Source organism: Nitrospirota bacterium (assembly GCA_016214845.1).
GTDB lineage: Bacteria > Nitrospirota > Thermodesulfovibrionia > UBA6902 > UBA6902 > SURF-23.
In genome coordinates this window covers 1-15,069 of sequence record JACRMS010000040.1, presented here as the reverse complement: position 1 = coordinate 15,069, position 15,069 = coordinate 1, and the positions used below count along the sequence as shown (strand labels likewise).

Annotated in this window: 19 protein-coding genes; 12 read left to right on the top strand and 7 right to left on the bottom strand. The window is 45.2% G+C overall.

Annotated features, from left to right (window positions below):
- Positions 1 to 223 precede the first annotated feature (223 nt).
- The 7 genes from HZB61_16045 to HZB61_16015 all read left to right on the top strand — a co-directional run bounded on the left by HZB61_16045 (position 224) and on the right by HZB61_16015 (position 7,336).
- On the top strand, positions 224 to 3,373 hold the full coding sequence (locus HZB61_16045; protein ID MBI5058123.1) for a PKD domain-containing protein: 3,150 nt from the start codon (positions 224 to 226) through the stop codon (positions 3,371 to 3,373).
- A gap of 56 nt (positions 3,374 to 3,429) precedes the next feature.
- Positions 3,430 to 3,762, top strand: coding sequence for a hypothetical protein (locus HZB61_16040; GenBank protein ID MBI5058122.1), 333 nt, complete (start codon positions 3,430 to 3,432; stop codon positions 3,760 to 3,762).
- 200 nt (positions 3,763 to 3,962) lie between these two features.
- The gene (locus HZB61_16035) at positions 3,963 to 4,298 is read left to right on the top strand and encodes a TusE/DsrC/DsvC family sulfur relay protein (GenBank protein MBI5058121.1); all 336 of its coding nucleotides are present in this window, start codon (positions 3,963 to 3,965) and stop codon (positions 4,296 to 4,298) included.
- A gap of 96 nt (positions 4,299 to 4,394) precedes the next feature.
- The gene (locus tag HZB61_16030) at positions 4,395 to 5,120 is read left to right on the top strand and encodes a respiratory nitrate reductase subunit gamma (protein ID MBI5058120.1); all 726 of its coding nucleotides are present in this window, start codon (positions 4,395 to 4,397) and stop codon (positions 5,118 to 5,120) included.
- 12 nt (positions 5,121 to 5,132) lie between these two features.
- Positions 5,133 to 6,629, top strand: a complete 1,497-nt coding sequence (locus HZB61_16025) for a (Fe-S)-binding protein (GenBank protein ID MBI5058119.1) — start codon at positions 5,133 to 5,135, stop codon at positions 6,627 to 6,629.
- On the top strand, positions 6,629 to 7,048 hold the full coding sequence (locus tag HZB61_16020) for a hypothetical protein (protein MBI5058118.1): 420 nt from the start codon (positions 6,629 to 6,631) through the stop codon (positions 7,046 to 7,048). Before HZB61_16025 ends, HZB61_16020 begins: the two co-directional genes overlap by 1 nt.
- A gap of 102 nt (positions 7,049 to 7,150) precedes the next feature.
- Positions 7,151 to 7,336 carry a 4Fe-4S binding protein gene (locus HZB61_16015; protein MBI5058117.1) on the top strand — a complete coding sequence of 62 codons (186 nt, stop codon included), beginning with the start codon at positions 7,151 to 7,153 and terminating at the stop codon, positions 7,334 to 7,336.
- Positions 7,337 to 7,415: 79 nt separating this feature from the next.
- Here the strand turns inward: HZB61_16015 and HZB61_16010 are convergent, their stop codons facing one another.
- Genes HZB61_16010 through dsrH form a run of 4 tightly spaced genes read right to left on the bottom strand, consistent with a single transcriptional unit; the run spans position 7,416 to position 8,785 of the window.
- Complete coding sequence (locus tag HZB61_16010) at positions 7,416 to 7,667, bottom strand: sulfurtransferase TusA family protein (protein MBI5058116.1); 252 nt, start codon at positions 7,665 to 7,667, stop codon at positions 7,416 to 7,418.
- Positions 7,668 to 7,697: 30 nt separating this feature from the next.
- Positions 7,698 to 8,111 carry a DsrE family protein gene (locus HZB61_16005; GenBank protein ID MBI5058115.1) on the bottom strand — a complete coding sequence of 138 codons (414 nt, stop codon included), beginning with the start codon at positions 8,109 to 8,111 and terminating at the stop codon, positions 7,698 to 7,700.
- Positions 8,112 to 8,113: 2 nt separating this feature from the next.
- Positions 8,114 to 8,473: a DsrE family protein gene (locus HZB61_16000; protein ID MBI5058114.1), complete on the bottom strand. Its 360-nt coding sequence runs from the start codon at positions 8,471 to 8,473 to the stop codon at positions 8,114 to 8,116.
- A 15-nt stretch (positions 8,474 to 8,488) separates the two neighbouring features.
- The gene (gene dsrH, locus HZB61_15995) at positions 8,489 to 8,785 is read right to left on the bottom strand and encodes a sulfurtransferase complex subunit TusB (protein MBI5058113.1); all 297 of its coding nucleotides are present in this window, start codon (positions 8,783 to 8,785) and stop codon (positions 8,489 to 8,491) included.
- A 217-nt stretch (positions 8,786 to 9,002) separates the two neighbouring features.
- Here dsrH and HZB61_15990 point away from each other — a divergent pair, with 217 nt between their 5' ends.
- The 3 genes from HZB61_15990 to dusB are packed head-to-tail and all read left to right on the top strand — an operon-like array spanning position 9,003 to position 11,808.
- A complete protein-coding gene (locus HZB61_15990; GenBank protein MBI5058112.1) occupies positions 9,003 to 10,169 on the top strand; it encodes an NAD(P)/FAD-dependent oxidoreductase in 1,167 nt (388 codons plus the stop codon).
- On the top strand, positions 10,166 to 10,798 hold the full coding sequence (gene maf / locus HZB61_15985) for a septum formation inhibitor Maf (GenBank protein MBI5058111.1): 633 nt from the start codon (positions 10,166 to 10,168) through the stop codon (positions 10,796 to 10,798). The genes HZB61_15990 and maf overlap by 4 nt, the downstream gene beginning before the upstream one ends.
- A 2-nt stretch (positions 10,799 to 10,800) precedes the next feature.
- Positions 10,801 to 11,808: a tRNA dihydrouridine synthase DusB gene (dusB, locus tag HZB61_15980; protein MBI5058110.1), complete on the top strand. Its 1,008-nt coding sequence runs from the start codon at positions 10,801 to 10,803 to the stop codon at positions 11,806 to 11,808.
- Positions 11,809 to 11,915: 107 nt separating this feature from the next.
- Here dusB and HZB61_15975 read toward each other — a convergent pair whose 3' ends face one another.
- Complete coding sequence (locus tag HZB61_15975) at positions 11,916 to 12,113, bottom strand: cold shock domain-containing protein (GenBank protein ID MBI5058109.1); 198 nt, start codon at positions 12,111 to 12,113, stop codon at positions 11,916 to 11,918.
- Positions 12,114 to 12,402: 289 nt separating this feature from the next.
- Here HZB61_15975 and HZB61_15970 point away from each other — a divergent pair, with 289 nt between their 5' ends.
- Positions 12,403 to 12,696, top strand: coding sequence for an HNH endonuclease (locus HZB61_15970; GenBank protein ID MBI5058108.1), 294 nt, complete (start codon positions 12,403 to 12,405; stop codon positions 12,694 to 12,696).
- Between the two features lie 70 nt (positions 12,697 to 12,766).
- The gene (locus HZB61_15965; protein MBI5058107.1) at positions 12,767 to 13,798 is read left to right on the top strand and encodes a 3-deoxy-7-phosphoheptulonate synthase; all 1,032 of its coding nucleotides are present in this window, start codon (positions 12,767 to 12,769) and stop codon (positions 13,796 to 13,798) included.
- Positions 13,799 to 13,823: 25 nt separating this feature from the next.
- On the opposite strand, the gene HZB61_15960 is transcribed toward HZB61_15965, so the two are convergent.
- Both HZB61_15960 and HZB61_15955 read right to left on the bottom strand, forming a co-directional pair.
- Positions 13,824 to 14,363, bottom strand: a complete 540-nt coding sequence (locus HZB61_15960) for a DOMON-like domain-containing protein (protein MBI5058106.1) — start codon at positions 14,361 to 14,363, stop codon at positions 13,824 to 13,826.
- 13 nt (positions 14,364 to 14,376) lie between these two features.
- Entirely contained in the window at positions 14,377 to 14,847 is a 471-nt protein-coding gene (locus HZB61_15955) for a hypothetical protein (GenBank protein MBI5058105.1), read from the bottom strand.
- Positions 14,848 to 15,069 lie beyond the last annotated feature (222 nt).

The window sequence follows — 15,069 nt, the reverse complement described above, 5'->3', positions numbered from 1 at the left end:
GCTTCCTGCATTGTCTGCTGCACAAGGCGTCTGATCTTAGCTTTTACTTCTTCCGTCTTTGCTGCTTTCTCTTCCTTCAATTATCCACCTCCTGTGTTTTGATAAGTTTATCAATTTACACAGTTTCGTGGACACTCCCACTCTTGCAGGCTCTCCATTAAATAATCCTCCAAATGTAGCATCTAACCCAGTCCCTTCTGACGGTGCTTTGGACGTTTCCACAATGCCGACACTGAGTTGGGCAGGTGGAGGCGACCCTGACGCGGGTGATGATATTGTATATTTTATTTATCTCGGTGATTCTCCAAACCCGCCGCTTTATGCAAGCGGCTCTCAGTTAATTATTGTGACTGACAGATTGAAACCATTCACCACCTATTACTGGAAGGTGGTTTCAAGGGACAGCCATAATGCAAATACAGAAGGCCCGTTATGGAGTTTTATAACAGGCAATGACCCTCCTATTGCTTCATTTGTCGCTGCTCCTTCAGAAGGTGGAAAGCCATTAGCAGTGACGTTTATTGATAAATCGGTTTCACTCGGAGATGAAATTGTTTCATGGGCATGGGACGTTGACAATGACGGCACTATTGATTCCACTGAGCGGAATCCAACATATACTTATGATTTGTCAGGCGTTTATTCGGTGAGGTTAACGGTAACCGACGCCAATGGGGCCACAAGTACAGATACAAAAATCAATTACATTACTGCCTATGATGATGTGGATTATGACTGGATCCATGACGGAATTGATAACTGTGTTAATGTTTATAACCCGTATCAGGAGGATATGGATGAAGATGGAATAGGAGACGCATGCGATACCGATATTGATGGAGACGGAATACCAAACCAGACTGACAACTGCGTAATAATTGCAAATCCCGACCAGGCAGATTCAAGCGGAGACGGCTTTGGAGATGCTTGTACAGTAACCCATTGCGTATCAAACAGCGCCGAATTGCGAGATGCCATAGATACTGCATCAGTAAATAACATGAACGATGTAATTCAACTTGTTCAGGGGACTTACGGAGTATCCGGGATTGAAAGCGAATTTTATTATGGTTCCGCTGAGTCCTATGGTCTTGCTATAAAAGGCGGATATACCTCCGGTTGCAGTAATCGCAGCCTGAATCCCTCAAACACCGCACTTGACGGACAGAACATTAGAGGAGTTATGGATATCCATAACTGGACTTACTCCCCTTACGTGAAACTTATGGTTGAGGGGGTAACAATACAGAATGGGCAAAATGGCGTCGGTATTTATCTGGAATCTTTTGAGGGGAGCATAATTTTAAAAGACAATATTGTAATAAACAATGAAGAGGGAGGCATATCTGTCAATTCAAGCAATGCAGATGTCACTCTAACAAACAACGTAATAAGGAGCAATTATTCACAGTACTATAGCGGAATCTCTCTCGATTGCACAAGCGGGAATATAGTCCTGACCAATAATATCGTTGCCGACAATATAACTGATAATGAGGGGGGCGGAATCTATGCATTTCTGTATGAAAGCAACATGGATATGGTGAACAATACTATCACCGGAAATTCGTCGACTACAAGCGGGGAATATGCCGGAGGTATATTCCTTCAAATGGTCGGTACCCCCGCAGTGAATATTTACAACAATATTATTTGGGGCAATACCGCATTATATGGAGGAGATATTGACATTGAGAATGTGTCAGGGACAGTGAATGCCTATAACAATGACTTCGATCCTGCAAAGGTATATGGCGCATTTACAAACGAAGGCGGCAACATCAATGCCAATCCGCAGTTTGCAGATGCAATCAATGGAGATTATCGCGTAACGACCGGCTCTTCTGCTATTGATACAGGGAACAACTCTGCTCCTTCGCTTCCGCAAAAAGACTTCGGAGGGAATAACAGGACACTGGGCACAGCCGTTGATATGGGAGCATATGAGAACTACGTGGTAGGACCAACATACTCAATAAGCGGTCGGATACTATTTGAAGGGGCCGGTTTTACCGGTGTAACAGTAGCGCTTACTGGTTCTTATGCAGTTACCAAGCTTACAGATGTAAACGGAAATTACACATTTACACTGATACCTGATGGCAGTTATACAATAACGCCGTCCAAATCATATTATTCATTTACGTCGACAGATTTAGTCATAACAGTAAATGGCTCTGATATAACAGGCCAGGACTTTACTGCTAATGCTATGGATACAGATGGCGACGGAGTTCCTGATTACACAGACAATTGTGTAACATTCTCAAATCCCGGCCAGCAGGATACCGACAATGACGGGTTAGGAGATGCCTGTGACCCTGATGTATTTCCTACTGCGAATCCGAACGGCCCATATACAGGCATTGAGGGACAAGCAATAACGCTTGACGGATCGGACTCAGGTATTCCGGGAAGAACAATAACGCTTTATGAATGGGATATAGATAGTGACGGGACTTATGAGTATAGTTCTTCTTCGCCTATGCAAACTCATGCCTATTCACAAGATGGCTTTTATTATGTGACCCTCAGAGTTACTGATGATCTCTTTGCATCAAACGAGGCAACGACAACTGCTGATATTGAAGATACTTCACCGACAGCCAGATTCACATCGTCCTCCACAACAGGAGTCGAACCTTTAACAGTAAACTTTACCGATACTTCCACTTCTTATGATGGCATCTCATATCAAATGTGGGATTTTGGCGACGGAAATTCCGGTTCAGGGTCATCGGTTTCTAATGTTTACACCCAAAGCGGGATATATGTCGTCACACTTACTGTGGAAGACAATGACGGATCAATGGATTTTAAAACAGCTACAATAACTGTAACTGACACCTCGCCAACAGCAGACTTTACCGGAAATCCGACTTCCGGGATAGCGCCTTTGACAGTAACCTTTTTAAATAATTCCACAGCCTATGATCAGCCATTGTCATGTGAATGGGATTTTAACAATGATGGGCTTACAGATTCATACGAGGAAAGTCCATTATATGAATACATGTACTCCGGCACATATACGGTAAGATTAACGGTCACCGATTCAGACGGAAACGTTGACTCATTAACAAAAACAGATTATATCAATGTATGTGCCCTTCCGGTGAGAATTAATTTGATTACACCAGTATACTATTCTACGCTTCAGGAAGCATATGACGCGGCAGCGGATGGAGATTTTATACAGAGTCAGGCGGTTTCACTAACTGAAAATCTTAACATTAATATAAACAAAACTATCACTATCGAAGGTGGATATGATTGCAGTTATACAACACAAACAGGAAAAACAACATTAAACGGAACTTTAAACATAATTGACGGGACTGCTACAATCGAGAACTTTATTTTGGAAAAGTAATATGATACGCTATCAAATTACTTTATTGAGATTTTGTATTTATTCTTTTGGGAACTATGAGACGACAACCGTTACAGTGCCCGTTTTGTGATAACTATTTAGCGCCGCCAATTGACCTCCGCTTTAAGTCACTGGAGATCACCGGTGGCATATGCACGTGCGGTGCGGTATATGTCCTTGACCGCACAGGCCATAATCTCGGGGAGATATACCTTGACGCCTTGACATTCTTAAGCAGGGGTGATATTGATAAGGCATTGTCATTAACTCCCGAAGAGTATGAAGAAGAAACTCTTGATTATGATGTCCATTCAAATACAATCAGCAGAAGGGACGACAGATCGTCAGGTAAGGGTAAAATTATTTTTTTAAGGTTGAAAACCAAATAACAATAATGAAAGTGATGCATTCTGGTATAATGCTAAATGGATTTATAAATTTTTTTTATTTGACCCGGAGACGGTTTTTGTATTACACTTTTTACCTGTTTTCCAGTTCAATTTGTTTTCAATGCTAAGAGGTTCTTAATATATCTTCCGCTTGACATAGAAGATACCAAAACATTTAACAATAAGAAAGGAGCACAGTAATGCCAACTTTAGAAGTCGAAGGAAAAAGTTTTGAGGTTGATGAAGAAGGGTATTTGATGGACTGGCAGAATTGGAATGAGGCAATCGCAGCTGCGATGGCAAAGCAGGACGGACTTGAATTGACCCAGTCACATTGGGAGGTCATAAAATTCCTCAGAGAGTATTTTGAAAAATACCAGATAGCCCCAATGATCAAGATACTTACCAAAGAAATCGGTAAGGTCCTTGGACCTGAAAAGGGCAACACAAAATATCTCTACGAGCTTTATCCGGCAGGCCCCGCAAAGCAGGCTTGCAGATACGCCGGACTTCCTAAGCCGACCGGTTGTGTATAAACCAAAATTAATTTAAAACCTTATAACGATAGCCCACCAAAAGTGGGCTATCGTTAATTTTAAAAAGTCATCCAATGACTGAAGGGGGGTTTTCAAATGAATGGACTGAGCAGTGTTATTAACCTCCTCGCGTATGTAGCCGCGACTATATTCGTCTTAGGTTTCATGAATAAAGTAGTGTTGTACTTTAAGACGCCATCTCCACTAAAAATAGCTACAACCCCGGCCCCCACAAACTCTGCTGGAGTTGTGTTAAGGCTGATCCCCGAGGTGCTTTTTTTCAGAAGCCTTTTGAGGGGAGGTACTGCAGAGAAAATATTATGGGTCGGAGGCTGGTTTTTCCACGTTTCATTTTTACTGATAATTCTCAGGCACCTGAGAATGTTTGTTTACCCTGTACCAGGATGGATAATGTCTTTCCAGCAGATCGGGATCTGGGCAGGGCTCATATTTCCAATCGCGCTTTTGATCCTCATAGTGCGAAGGTTTACAAATGACAGATTGGCAGTTATCTCTCTGTTTCAGGATTACTTTGTGCTGTTATTGATAATTGCAATAGGATTAACAGGGCTGCTGTTAAAATATTTCGTCAGGACAAACCTCGTGGATGTAAAGGCTTTCGTTCTCGGACTGTTTTCCGTAAGTCCGGCGCAGGTCCCTGCCAGTCCTTTGTTCCTTATACATTTCAGCTTGGTGTTGATCTTATTAGTGTATTTCCCATTCAGCAAGTTGATGCACGCATGGGGTGTATTAATCAGCCCGGCAAGGGCGCAGGCAGACAATCCGAGGGAAGTCAGGAACGTGGCTCCCTGGGCCCAATAGAGGAGACCGAATATGGCAAAAGTTGAAGCTCCAGAATTAACAGGAAAAATAATTACTCCCAAGGTCAAGACAGGCGCATCAAAAGATTTAAAGGTATATCTCGCAAAGCCGGAATTAATGACAAAGGTGAGTTTCCCCAGTGAGAAACCTGCTGACTGGAAAGAAAAGTTCATTAAAAACTTTGGTGTTATCCTGAATAAATACAAGTCGGTCAGGGTGTTTCTCGACATATGCGTAAGATGCGGCGCCTGCACTGACAAGTGTCATTTTTATTTGGGCACCGGAGACCCGCGGAACATGCCGGTATACAGGCAGGAGTTGATGCGGACTGTTTATAGGAAATATTTCACGACCGGCGGCAAGTTGTTCGGCAGCCTTGCCTCTGCTCATGAGTTATCAGATGAGTTGCTTGATGAATGGCTGACGTATTTTTACCAGTGTTCTGAATGCAGGCGCTGTTCCGTATTCTGCCCTTACGGCATTGACACTGCGGAAATAACGATGGCAGCAAGAGAGCTTCTGGATTCCATTGGAGTGGGATCAAAATACAACCTCGAAATCGTGAATAAGGCCGAGACCCTCGGCAATAATCTCGGGATGCCGGGGCCTGCCATCAGGAACACTCTTGATTTCATTGAAGAGGACATAAAAGAAAAATCAAACGTGGACGTCAAGCTTCCAATGGATGTTGAGGGAGCAGATATCCTGTTTGTCACCCCTTCGGCGGATTTCTTTGCCTCGCCGCATATCGAGTCACTTGCAGGGTATGCAAAGGTGTTCCACCAGGCCGGAGCAAGCTGGACAATGAGCTCCTATGCCTCAGAGGGTGGAAACTTCGGTATGTTCATTGGCAACTACAACCACATGAAGGCGATCAACGCGAGGATATGGAAGGCGGCAAGGGAGTTAAAGGTAAAAAGGGTGATAGTCGGAGAATGCGGTCATGCATGGAGAGTGCTCTATGCCTTCAGTAATTCGCTAAATGGCCCGTTTGATTTCCTTGACTCACGCTACAGAGTGCCCCAGCACATATGCGAGTACACGCTCGATCTCATAAAAAGAGGGGCGTTGAAATTCGATAAAACGGCCAATGACCAGTTCTCTGTCACCTATCATGACTCATGCAATGTCGCGAGGGCGACAAGAATGGGCGAAACCCCCGGCGACCAGTTCACCATCCCGCGCGAGATCATAAGGACGGTCTGTAATAAATTCGTAGACATGGATGCGGACACCATCGGAGACAGGACTTTCTGCTGCGGCGGCGGCGGCGGTACGCTGACCGATGAATTAATTGACATCAGGGTCAAAGGCGCAATGCCGAGGATGCAGGCGTTAAAGAGGGTCAAGGATTCCCACAACGTGAATTTCTTCGCCCTGATATGCGCGATCTGCAAGGCGCAATTCACAAAGGTATTCCCGTACTACGGGATTGATATGGAAGAAGTCGGCGGCGTGCATCAGCTTGTGAGCAACGCCATTATTCTTGGCGCAAAGGAGGGGATATAATGAAGAATTCAAAATTCAAAATTCAAAATTTAAAATTCATAATACTGCCTCTCCTGATGCTGGTCTTAATGGTAATTGGCTGTCAAAAGGTGGACAAACCGGTGAGGAACGGGACAGGGCCAATGGCTATTGTGATTGATGTTGATCAGGCGCCGGAATCCCACATTGCCAATACAACAGCGGACGGCAAGCCGCTGATAAATCCCTATTCAACAATACCGGTCGTCGGACAGATGTTTAAAAGCAGTCTCAAGGGCCTTGATTTCTGGAAGGCGAACCATCCCAATCTTGTGACCGGGACCGTGAAGCCTGCTCTGTTAGCGGATAAAGACGAGAGCTGCCTTGACTGCCATAATGAGCAGACATCCTGCAATAACTGCCACAGCTATGTGGGGGTCAAACTCGTGTCTGCCCAGTAACACGGGTTATTGACCTGCGTTACTGCTGAAGTGTAAAATATTTCAATTGAAGAAAAGCCGCAAGGTTTTGGAATTAAACAACGAGAGGAGGATGTTGATATCATGATGATCGTTAATATTGACCATGCAAAATGTGACGGCTGCGAAGAATGTGTAAATTTGTGCCCGTCCGAAGTGTTCAAAATAACAGAAGGCAAATCTGATCCGTATCAGGCTTCAGATTGCGCTAACTGCTTAACCTGTGTGGAATCCTGTCCAAACAGCGCTATTACAGTCACCGAGATGTAGCGCTTAAAATAAGGTTAGACAAAAAAGGCGTTCCGAATTTTCGGAACGCCTTTTTTGATTTTTGTCGTATAAGGTTAACTTACGCTTTTTTGATCCAGATTTCCCAGTAGCCTTTGTCTTCGATCTTGATCAACTCGCACTCGAAGCCCTGTTTCTCGCAGTATTTCGGGATTGTGTCTTCTGCAGAGGCGGGTGCGTCGCAGAGGACTTTCAGCAATGTGCCGCCGGGGGCTTTCTCCATGGTCTTTTTTGTTATGACGAGCGGGTAAGGACAAACTCTTCCCAGAACGTCAAGTATTTGTGTCGGTGTCTGTGATTTTAAATCAGCCATTATGTGTTTCCTCCTATAGGGTTATATATTCTAAAAGAAAAGGAGATGATTCATTCCTTCCATCATCTTCGTGATTTCCGCGAAGGGAACAACTTTGACAGTCAATTCCGCTCCGAATTCTTCCGCGTCTAATACAATATCATTCTCAGTCATGCCGAGCCTGTCGAGGTCTTCTTTACATACCATAACATTCAGATCCAGAAGAAGGGACATCTTTATGTGCGTTTCGGTGCTTGTAAGCTTGTATATGTCCATTGCCTTCTGGTCTTTCTTGCAGTTTAAAACGCCGTCGCCGATAAAAGCAATATCAGCCGTAACTATGTCGCCATCGTTCAGATAAACCTCAACACTCTGGCTTGCAATTGCGTGTGTCAGCGCAAGTTTGGGATTTTCGCTCTTATAACCGGCCCTTTGTACTATGAATCCAAGTTTAGTCGTTGGCATGATTACTCACCTCCTATGTGCAGGACCCTGTCAGCGTCAAAGGTGCTTGCAAGATACCAATCCATACTATGTCTTTTAAATCCAGCCAATGTATTTTCCTTATGATAGCCTCTGGCTTCCGCGCAGGCTTCACAAGCCGTTACATTAAGACCTTTTTCCATTAGTTCTTTTAAAGGCTTTTCAAGGGCGGAATAGTCTTTAAACGCCCGCTGGCCTTTTATTGATAACATTGTCCCGTTGCCAGAGACCCATAGATCGACTTTATGTCCTTTATCTAAAGCTGTGCCTGCGAGCCTGATGGCAAAATCAAGACTCATTGATCCTACGAGTGAAGAAAAACAACCTATTGTAAGTTTACCCATGGCTTCTTGTTCCTCCTATAACCAAGCTGTTTTATCGTATTCATTAAAGATCAAATCAACAATATCGCTGTAACTGATGACTTTCACGTTATCGGCGACATCCGCGTTTCCAAGTCCTCTTGTCTCCAGATCGTCAAGCAGCGCATAATAGCTGGCGGACTTGTTTAACAAAGATGAAGGCTTTCCGTTCTCTTTGGTTGTTGCGTGATAAACCCCGTTTTGTACAAGTATTATTCCGAGCTTTTCAGGGTTCAACCGGTCAAGTGTGTCAACGGTAAGCCTGTAGTCACTTACAAAGACAGCTAATTTCATATTTACCTCCTGAAGTGGATGTTATTGGGAGATTTAAAAAAAGACAGATAATTTTATCCGGCAAGATGCCCTTTGTCAAGATGGAATGAAATTATTAAATTTCTTTATAAGAAATTTAATAATTAGTTAACTTGATTATTAAATTTAGGCGCATAAAAGTGATAACCCTGCGTCTAAAATACAATTTCATGTAAAATATCCCATGGCAAATTCTTTGATGGAAAGGGATGTCGTTATCATAGGCGCTGGAGCTGCCGGGCTGATGTGCGCCATCGAGGCCGGGAAACGCGGGCGCGGGGTTTCTGTCATTGACCATAGCGGAAAAGCAGGGCAGAAGATCCGTATTTCCGGCGGCGGCAACTGCAATTTCACCAATCTCAACACAGGTCCGGAACATTATATTTCTCAAAACCCGCACTTCTGCAAATCGGCCCTGAGCCGTTTTACTCCCGGTGATTTTATCTCCCTGCTCGTAAAACACGGCATCGGGTATCATGAAAAAGAAAACGGTCAACTGTTTTGCAGTGAGGGTTCCGCTTCGATCATCAATATTATCAGAAAGGAATGTGATGCGGCGGGCGTCCAGATACATTTAAACTGCCGGATCTCAAAGATCGGGAAGCAGGGATTCTTTAATGTGGCAACCAGCCGAGGGACTTTCCTCTCCAAGTCGCTGGTTATTGCTACTGGCGGGCTATCATATCCGAAAATCGGGGCGACGGGTTTCGGCCACAAGGTTGCTGAAAACTTCGGCCTCAAGGTCACGCCTTTAAAGCCTGCGCTTGTGCCTATGATATTCAACAGGAAAGACCTGGCGGCTTTCAGCGGGTTGAGCGGTGTCTCCGTCAAGGCAAAGGTGAACTGCGGCAATAAAGAATTTTGCGGGAATATACTCTTTACTCACAAAGGTCTGAGCGGCCCCGCGATACTTCAGATCTCATCATACTGGAACAACGGGGACACAATTCACGTTGACCTGTTGCCTGACGTTGATCTCCACGAAGTTTTCATTGAGAAGCGTCAAGGCCGGATGGAAATGAAAAACCTGCTGGCCCTGTACTTCCCAAAGAGATTTATTCAAAAGTGGTGTGAAATGTACATACGCTCAAAACCCGTATACCAGTATGTGAATAAGGAGATCGAAGATATTGTTATACGTCTGAAAAACTGGGAGATACAACCAGCGGGCACCGAAGGATACGGCAGCGCTGAAGTCACCGTCGGCGGAGTTGATACAAATGAACTTTCATCAAAGACAATGGAGACGAAAAAAGTCCCGGGTTTATATTTCATCGGAGAGGTTGTTGATGTCACGGGGCAGTTAGGCGGATATAATCTGCAATGGGCCTGGGCGTCGGGCCATGCGGCGGGGCAGTTTGTATGAATAGCCACAGAGACACAGAGGCACGGAGAAAAATAATACTTGCATCAGCGTCGCCGAGGAGAAGAGAGATACTTAGTCTAACAGGTCTGAAATTTTCTGTCCGCGCAAGTGATTATGAGGAGGACCTTGATTTGCAGTTCAAACCCCGTGAGCTTGCAAGATATCTTTCGCGCAAAAAGGCGGAGGCTGTCGCGCATAAATATAAGAATGCAATAATTATCGCGGCGGACACATTTATAGTTTTCAGGAATAAATTGTTAGGCAAGCCGCATACTGAAAAAGAAGCCGGGAAGATGCTGCGTATGCTGAACGGGAAGGCGCATTCGGTAATAACCGGCTTCACAATCATGGATACCGGAAGCGATAAAATATTGTCCCGCTCAGTTGAAACAAAGGTGTATTTCAAGAAGCTCAGTGAAGATGATATAAGCTCATATGTCAAATCAAAGGAGCCGATGGATAAGGCGGGGGCATATGCGATCCAGGGGCGCGGGTCGGTTTTCATTGAGAAGATCAAGGGAGATTTTTTCAACGTGATGGGACTTCCTCTGTCCGCGCTGAGCAGGGGCCTAAAAAAATTCGGAGTGAGAGTTTTGATACGCAAAAGATTTTCTCAGGACAATAAATAATTATGCTTGCAATCGGAAAGTTACAGCTTGCTTCACCTCTGGTCCTTGCCCCTATGGCAGGCATAAGCGATATGCCCTATCGCCTTATCAACAGGTCTTTCGGGTGCGGACTCGCATTCACCGAGATGATAAGCGCCACGGCACTGGCTTTTAAAAGCAGGAACACTCTGAAAATGCTTTCTGTATCTGCGGACGACAAACCTTTGGGTGTTCAGATACTTGGATCCGATCCTGAAATAATTAAGAGGGCGCTGGATATTATCTTAAAATACAATTTCGATATCATAGATCTTAACGCCGCATGTCCCGTAAGCAAGGTTGTTTCAGGAGGGAAAGGGGCGGGGCTTCTCAGGGAACCCGGTAAGCTGCAAAAACTTCTTAGTGTAATTGTTCATAGTACCCGTTTACCTGTCACGGTCAAGATACGTTCCGGCTGGGATGAAGCTTCAATCAATGCGGTTGATATAGCGCTCCACGCGCAGGATGCCGGCGCGAGTTGTCTTTTTATTCACGGCAGGACGAAGGAGCAGGGATACAGGGGAACTGTCGATTACGACATAATACGTGAAGTAAAAAAGTCATTGCAAATACCGGTGATAGCAAGCGGGGACGCATTCACTCCGGCGCTCATTAAAAGAATGTTGGATGAGACAGGCTGCGACGGCGTGGCAATAGCAAGGGGCGCGCTCGGCAATCCCTGGATATTCCGTGAGACAGATGAGTATTTGAAGAGCGGGGCGGAGCCGCGCAGGCCCGATGTCTTTGAAATTACGCGGACCATGAAAGAGCATCTTTCCCTTATTGTCGCGCTTCGCGGAGAAGAGGTCGGCGTTATGCAATTCCGTAAATTCTTTGCCTGGTATGCGAGGGGAATGCGGGTAAAAAAGTTAAGGGCGAGGGCGTTTCGCGCAGCGACACAGGAAGAGATGGCGCAATTGATTGGGGAATTGGAAACCAGTGATCTGGAGTTTATCTCAGAAGCAGACCGCGACGTATTTAATTCTTTTTAGCAAAAAAAATACATTCCCTGAAAGCAGCATTACGCTGTTTGTGCGGTTATTGAGTTCTTCCCAAATGAAAAGGCCCCGCTATAGATAGGGGGGCCTTTTCCGGTTAATTATAATTTTACAACGTTGATCGCCTTGAGGCCTTTCGGGCTCTTTTCAGTATCAAAGCTGACCTTGTCACCTTCGGCAAGTGTCTTAAAGCCATTGCCCTGGATGGACGTGTGGTGGACAAATGCTTCGCTTCCGTCTTCACACGAAATAAAGCCGTATCCTTTGCTTTCGTTAAACCATTTCACAGTTCCTTGCATAATTGCTTTACCTCCTTTTCTGTAAACTGAAATTTCAGAAGGCATTAAAAAAAGCCACAAAGTCAAAAAGTCTTTGGGGCCTTTGTGTACGCAAAAACTTCTAAAATTCTGTTTTCAGAATAACAGTTTCTCAAACAGTTAGTCAAGGGAGCGGGATAAAAAAATAAAAGAGTAAAAGGGCATAGTTGAAAACCCGAAAGTCCATCCGTTGAAAATCTAAGGAAGGTCGTTACTTTTGCACTTTTACAGCGTTTTTGCATATGATATTTTCTGACACTGAGGTTGAAAGATGACGGATTATTTTATATCAACAGTATCTGATCAGGAAATAAGAAAAGAAAAACAGAAGGCAAGGGACCTCCGGAAAACGCAGTGGTGGAAACAGAAATGCGCGGAGGGAAGATGTTATTACTGCGGCAGGGAAATACCGCCGAAAGAATTAACTATGGACCACATTGTCCCGATAATACGCGGGGGGAAATCTGCGAAGAACAACCTTGTCCCTGCCTGCAAGGAATGCAATAACAAAAAGAGACATTCCCTTCCTATGGAATGGGGGGAATACCTGAAGCGGTTGAAGTAACTCCCGCTCTTTTTTGGGAAAGGCTTTGCGCCTCTCCCCGCAATTATAGTAAAATACCTTCGGAGCGAATATGGGTTTTCAATATATCAGAGAGATGCCGCATGTAGATGAGATCCTCGAGTCTATTCCGCTTTCTGAAGACCTCAGAAAAGTTAAACGGCAACGGGACGCGGAGATCATTGCTGTCTTCAGGGGAGAAGGCGAGAAGTTCATCGTGATAATCGGCCCCTGCTCCGCCGACAACGAAGACTCGGTCTGCGAATATGTTTCACGGCTTGCCCGCCTGCAGGAAGAAGTGAAGGAAAAGATAATTCTCGTCCCGAGGATTTACACAAACAAGCCGAGGACTACCGGCGAAGGATATAAAGGCATGGCCCACCAGCCGAAGCCAACTGAAGCGCCGAACATGGTCAAGGGGCTGAAGGCGATAAGGAAGATGCACATCAGGGCGATGAGGGAATCCCATCTTACCGCTGCGGATGAAATGCTTTATCCCGGCAATTATCCGTACCTTGAAGACGTACTAAGCTACGTAGCTGTTGGCGCGCGTTCGGTAGAAAACCAGTTGCACCGCCTGACCATCAGCGGGCTCGACGTGCCTGCGGGTATGAAGAACCCGACAAGCGGTGATATCGAGGTGATGCTGAATTCGGTGCAGGCGGCCCAGATGCCGCATATCTTTGTTTATAACGGCTGGGAGGTCAAGACCTCCGGCAATCCACTGACCCATTGCATACTTCGTGGAGGAGTGGACGGCTCATGCGGCGCAAGCATCCCGAACTATCATTACGAAGACATGATGAAGCTTTCGGAAGCCTACAAGAAACGTGATCTCAAATTCCCGGCAATAATCGTGGACACCAACCATGCCAACTCGAACAAGAAGTTTCTCGAACAGCCGAGGATAGCGAAAGAGGTGATGCGGAGCCGCAAGTATTCCAAGACGCTTAAAAGCAGGGTGAAGGGCCTGATGATCGAAAGCTATCTCGTCGAAGGCTCACAGAAAATATCCGAGAACGTCTATGGCAAATCTATCACCGATCCCTGTCTTGGATGGGAAGACTCGGAGCGTCTCGTCAGAGAGCTTGCTGAATTAGTCTGACCGGCATCAAGCCTGCAAACCTGCCTTACAATTCTATAACGAAACTTTCTCTGCGGTGAAAGTCGGCCTGCGAGCCGGGATGGGTTAACGCCCAGTAAGTAACACCACCATCTATTGATTTAATGACTGCGCTGACGCCGGCATCCAATACCTGATCTGCATGGACTATCTTGTTTAAATCGATCTCAAGAGAAAGCGATAAACCGTCAACTTGCTTCCGTACGTTAAAAAGGAGCGAAACAAAGGCTGGTTCATCCTGCATATCCTGCCGGTAATCTTTGAAGCGGTAGACATTCCAGTGACAGGCAGGCGAGAGGTTGAATTCCCAGTATTGCCCTGAATTTTTCAAGCCCAGAAAAAGCTCGAAACACGTTTCCTTCCAAAGCGCGTTTTTACGGATTGGGATATTCGCGGGCACAGGGACCACGCATTCAGAGAGAGGGCCGGTTAAAGAATAGCTGACGGTAAGCGCATTGTCCCGCCGGTATATGCTGCCGTTGATCTTATATCCGGGCCGGGTCCCGGTCGATGGAAATGGTATCAGGGAAAAGCTCTTTCCACTCATAGGGGGTGATGATTCAGGACAGCTGCATGAAACCTTTTCTGATCATAAGGTCTTCTATTTTATCTATGTGGATCTTTTCAGCCGAGAGTATCTTTTCGCTCAGTGTTGCGTAATCGCAGGCGAACAGGTTTGCGGTCAATTCATTTGCAAATATCTCAACCATCGATTCCTCAAGGTGCAGCGCTATCTTCAGGGCGGCCTCAAGGGTCAGGGAGCTGAAATTAATTTGTCTGGCAGTGGTGCCGGCGAATTTAAGACTGTTTTCGATAAGTTCATTTGACGGCAGCAGATCTTTTGACGGCAATAAGTCGATCGCCTCAATGAGAGAGGGGTCTGTCAGCCAGAGCTGATGCTCCAGTTCATCCCTTACCAGGTCTTCCCAGAAAGATCTCTCCTCAGGAAATAAACGCGCGAAAGTGCTGTATATGGATGCAACAGCGCCCTCCATTTCAATGCAGCCGCTTATTATATTTTCTAATTCCATATTCGTCTGAATCGACTGAGAATGAATCCGTATAGCCATATCATAACTACGCGCGAGGTGATTTTCAAGCAAAAAAGCTGTCATGTCAATTAAGAATTAAAAGTGCACACTTTTGAGCAGATTTAAAATTTAAAAGTGCACACCCTCGATAAGCTGTAATCTAAAACTCAAAAAGGAGGCTTTAGATTATGGCTCAAATTCACAAGAAGTTCACTGACGATC

Bases quoted from the DNA above. Each gene is read 5' to 3' on its own strand.
- HZB61_16035 (MBI5058121.1), top strand. From the start codon at position 3,963: ATGCCAACTTTAGAAGTCGAAGGAAAAAGTTTTGAGGTTGATGAAGAA.
- HZB61_16005 (MBI5058115.1), bottom strand. From the start codon at position 8,111: ATGCCAACGACTAAACTTGGATTCATAGTACAAAGGGCCGGTTATAAG.
- dusB (MBI5058110.1), top strand. From the start codon at position 10,801: ATGCTTGCAATCGGAAAGTTACAGCTTGCTTCACCTCTGGTCCTTGCC.
- HZB61_16000 (MBI5058114.1), bottom strand. From the start codon at position 8,473: ATGGGTAAACTTACAATAGGTTGTTTTTCTTCACTCGTAGGATCAATG.
- HZB61_16040 (MBI5058122.1), top strand. From the start codon at position 3,430: ATGAGACGACAACCGTTACAGTGCCCGTTTTGTGATAACTATTTAGCG.
- HZB61_15990 (MBI5058112.1), top strand. From the start codon at position 9,003: ATGGAAAGGGATGTCGTTATCATAGGCGCTGGAGCTGCCGGGCTGATG.
- HZB61_16045 (MBI5058123.1), top strand. From the start codon at position 224: ATGCCGACACTGAGTTGGGCAGGTGGAGGCGACCCTGACGCGGGTGAT.
- HZB61_16010 (MBI5058116.1), bottom strand. From the start codon at position 7,667: ATGGCTGATTTAAAATCACAGACACCGACACAAATACTTGACGTTCTG.
- maf (MBI5058111.1), top strand. From the start codon at position 10,166: ATGAATAGCCACAGAGACACAGAGGCACGGAGAAAAATAATACTTGCA.
- HZB61_16015 (MBI5058117.1), top strand. From the start codon at position 7,151: ATGATGATCGTTAATATTGACCATGCAAAATGTGACGGCTGCGAAGAA.
- HZB61_15975 (MBI5058109.1), bottom strand. From the start codon at position 12,113: ATGCAAGGAACTGTGAAATGGTTTAACGAAAGCAAAGGATACGGCTTT.
- HZB61_16030 (MBI5058120.1), top strand. From the start codon at position 4,395: ATGAATGGACTGAGCAGTGTTATTAACCTCCTCGCGTATGTAGCCGCG.
- HZB61_15970 (MBI5058108.1), top strand. From the start codon at position 12,403: ATGACGGATTATTTTATATCAACAGTATCTGATCAGGAAATAAGAAAA.
- HZB61_15955 (MBI5058105.1), bottom strand. From the start codon at position 14,847: ATGGAATTAGAAAATATAATAAGCGGCTGCATTGAAATGGAGGGCGCT.
- HZB61_16020 (MBI5058118.1), top strand. From the start codon at position 6,629: ATGAAGAATTCAAAATTCAAAATTCAAAATTTAAAATTCATAATACTG.
- HZB61_16025 (MBI5058119.1), top strand. From the start codon at position 5,133: ATGGCAAAAGTTGAAGCTCCAGAATTAACAGGAAAAATAATTACTCCC.
- dsrH (MBI5058113.1), bottom strand. From the start codon at position 8,785: ATGAAATTAGCTGTCTTTGTAAGTGACTACAGGCTTACCGTTGACACA.
- HZB61_15960 (MBI5058106.1), bottom strand. From the start codon at position 14,363: ATGAGTGGAAAGAGCTTTTCCCTGATACCATTTCCATCGACCGGGACC.
- HZB61_15965 (MBI5058107.1), top strand. From the start codon at position 12,767: ATGGGTTTTCAATATATCAGAGAGATGCCGCATGTAGATGAGATCCTC.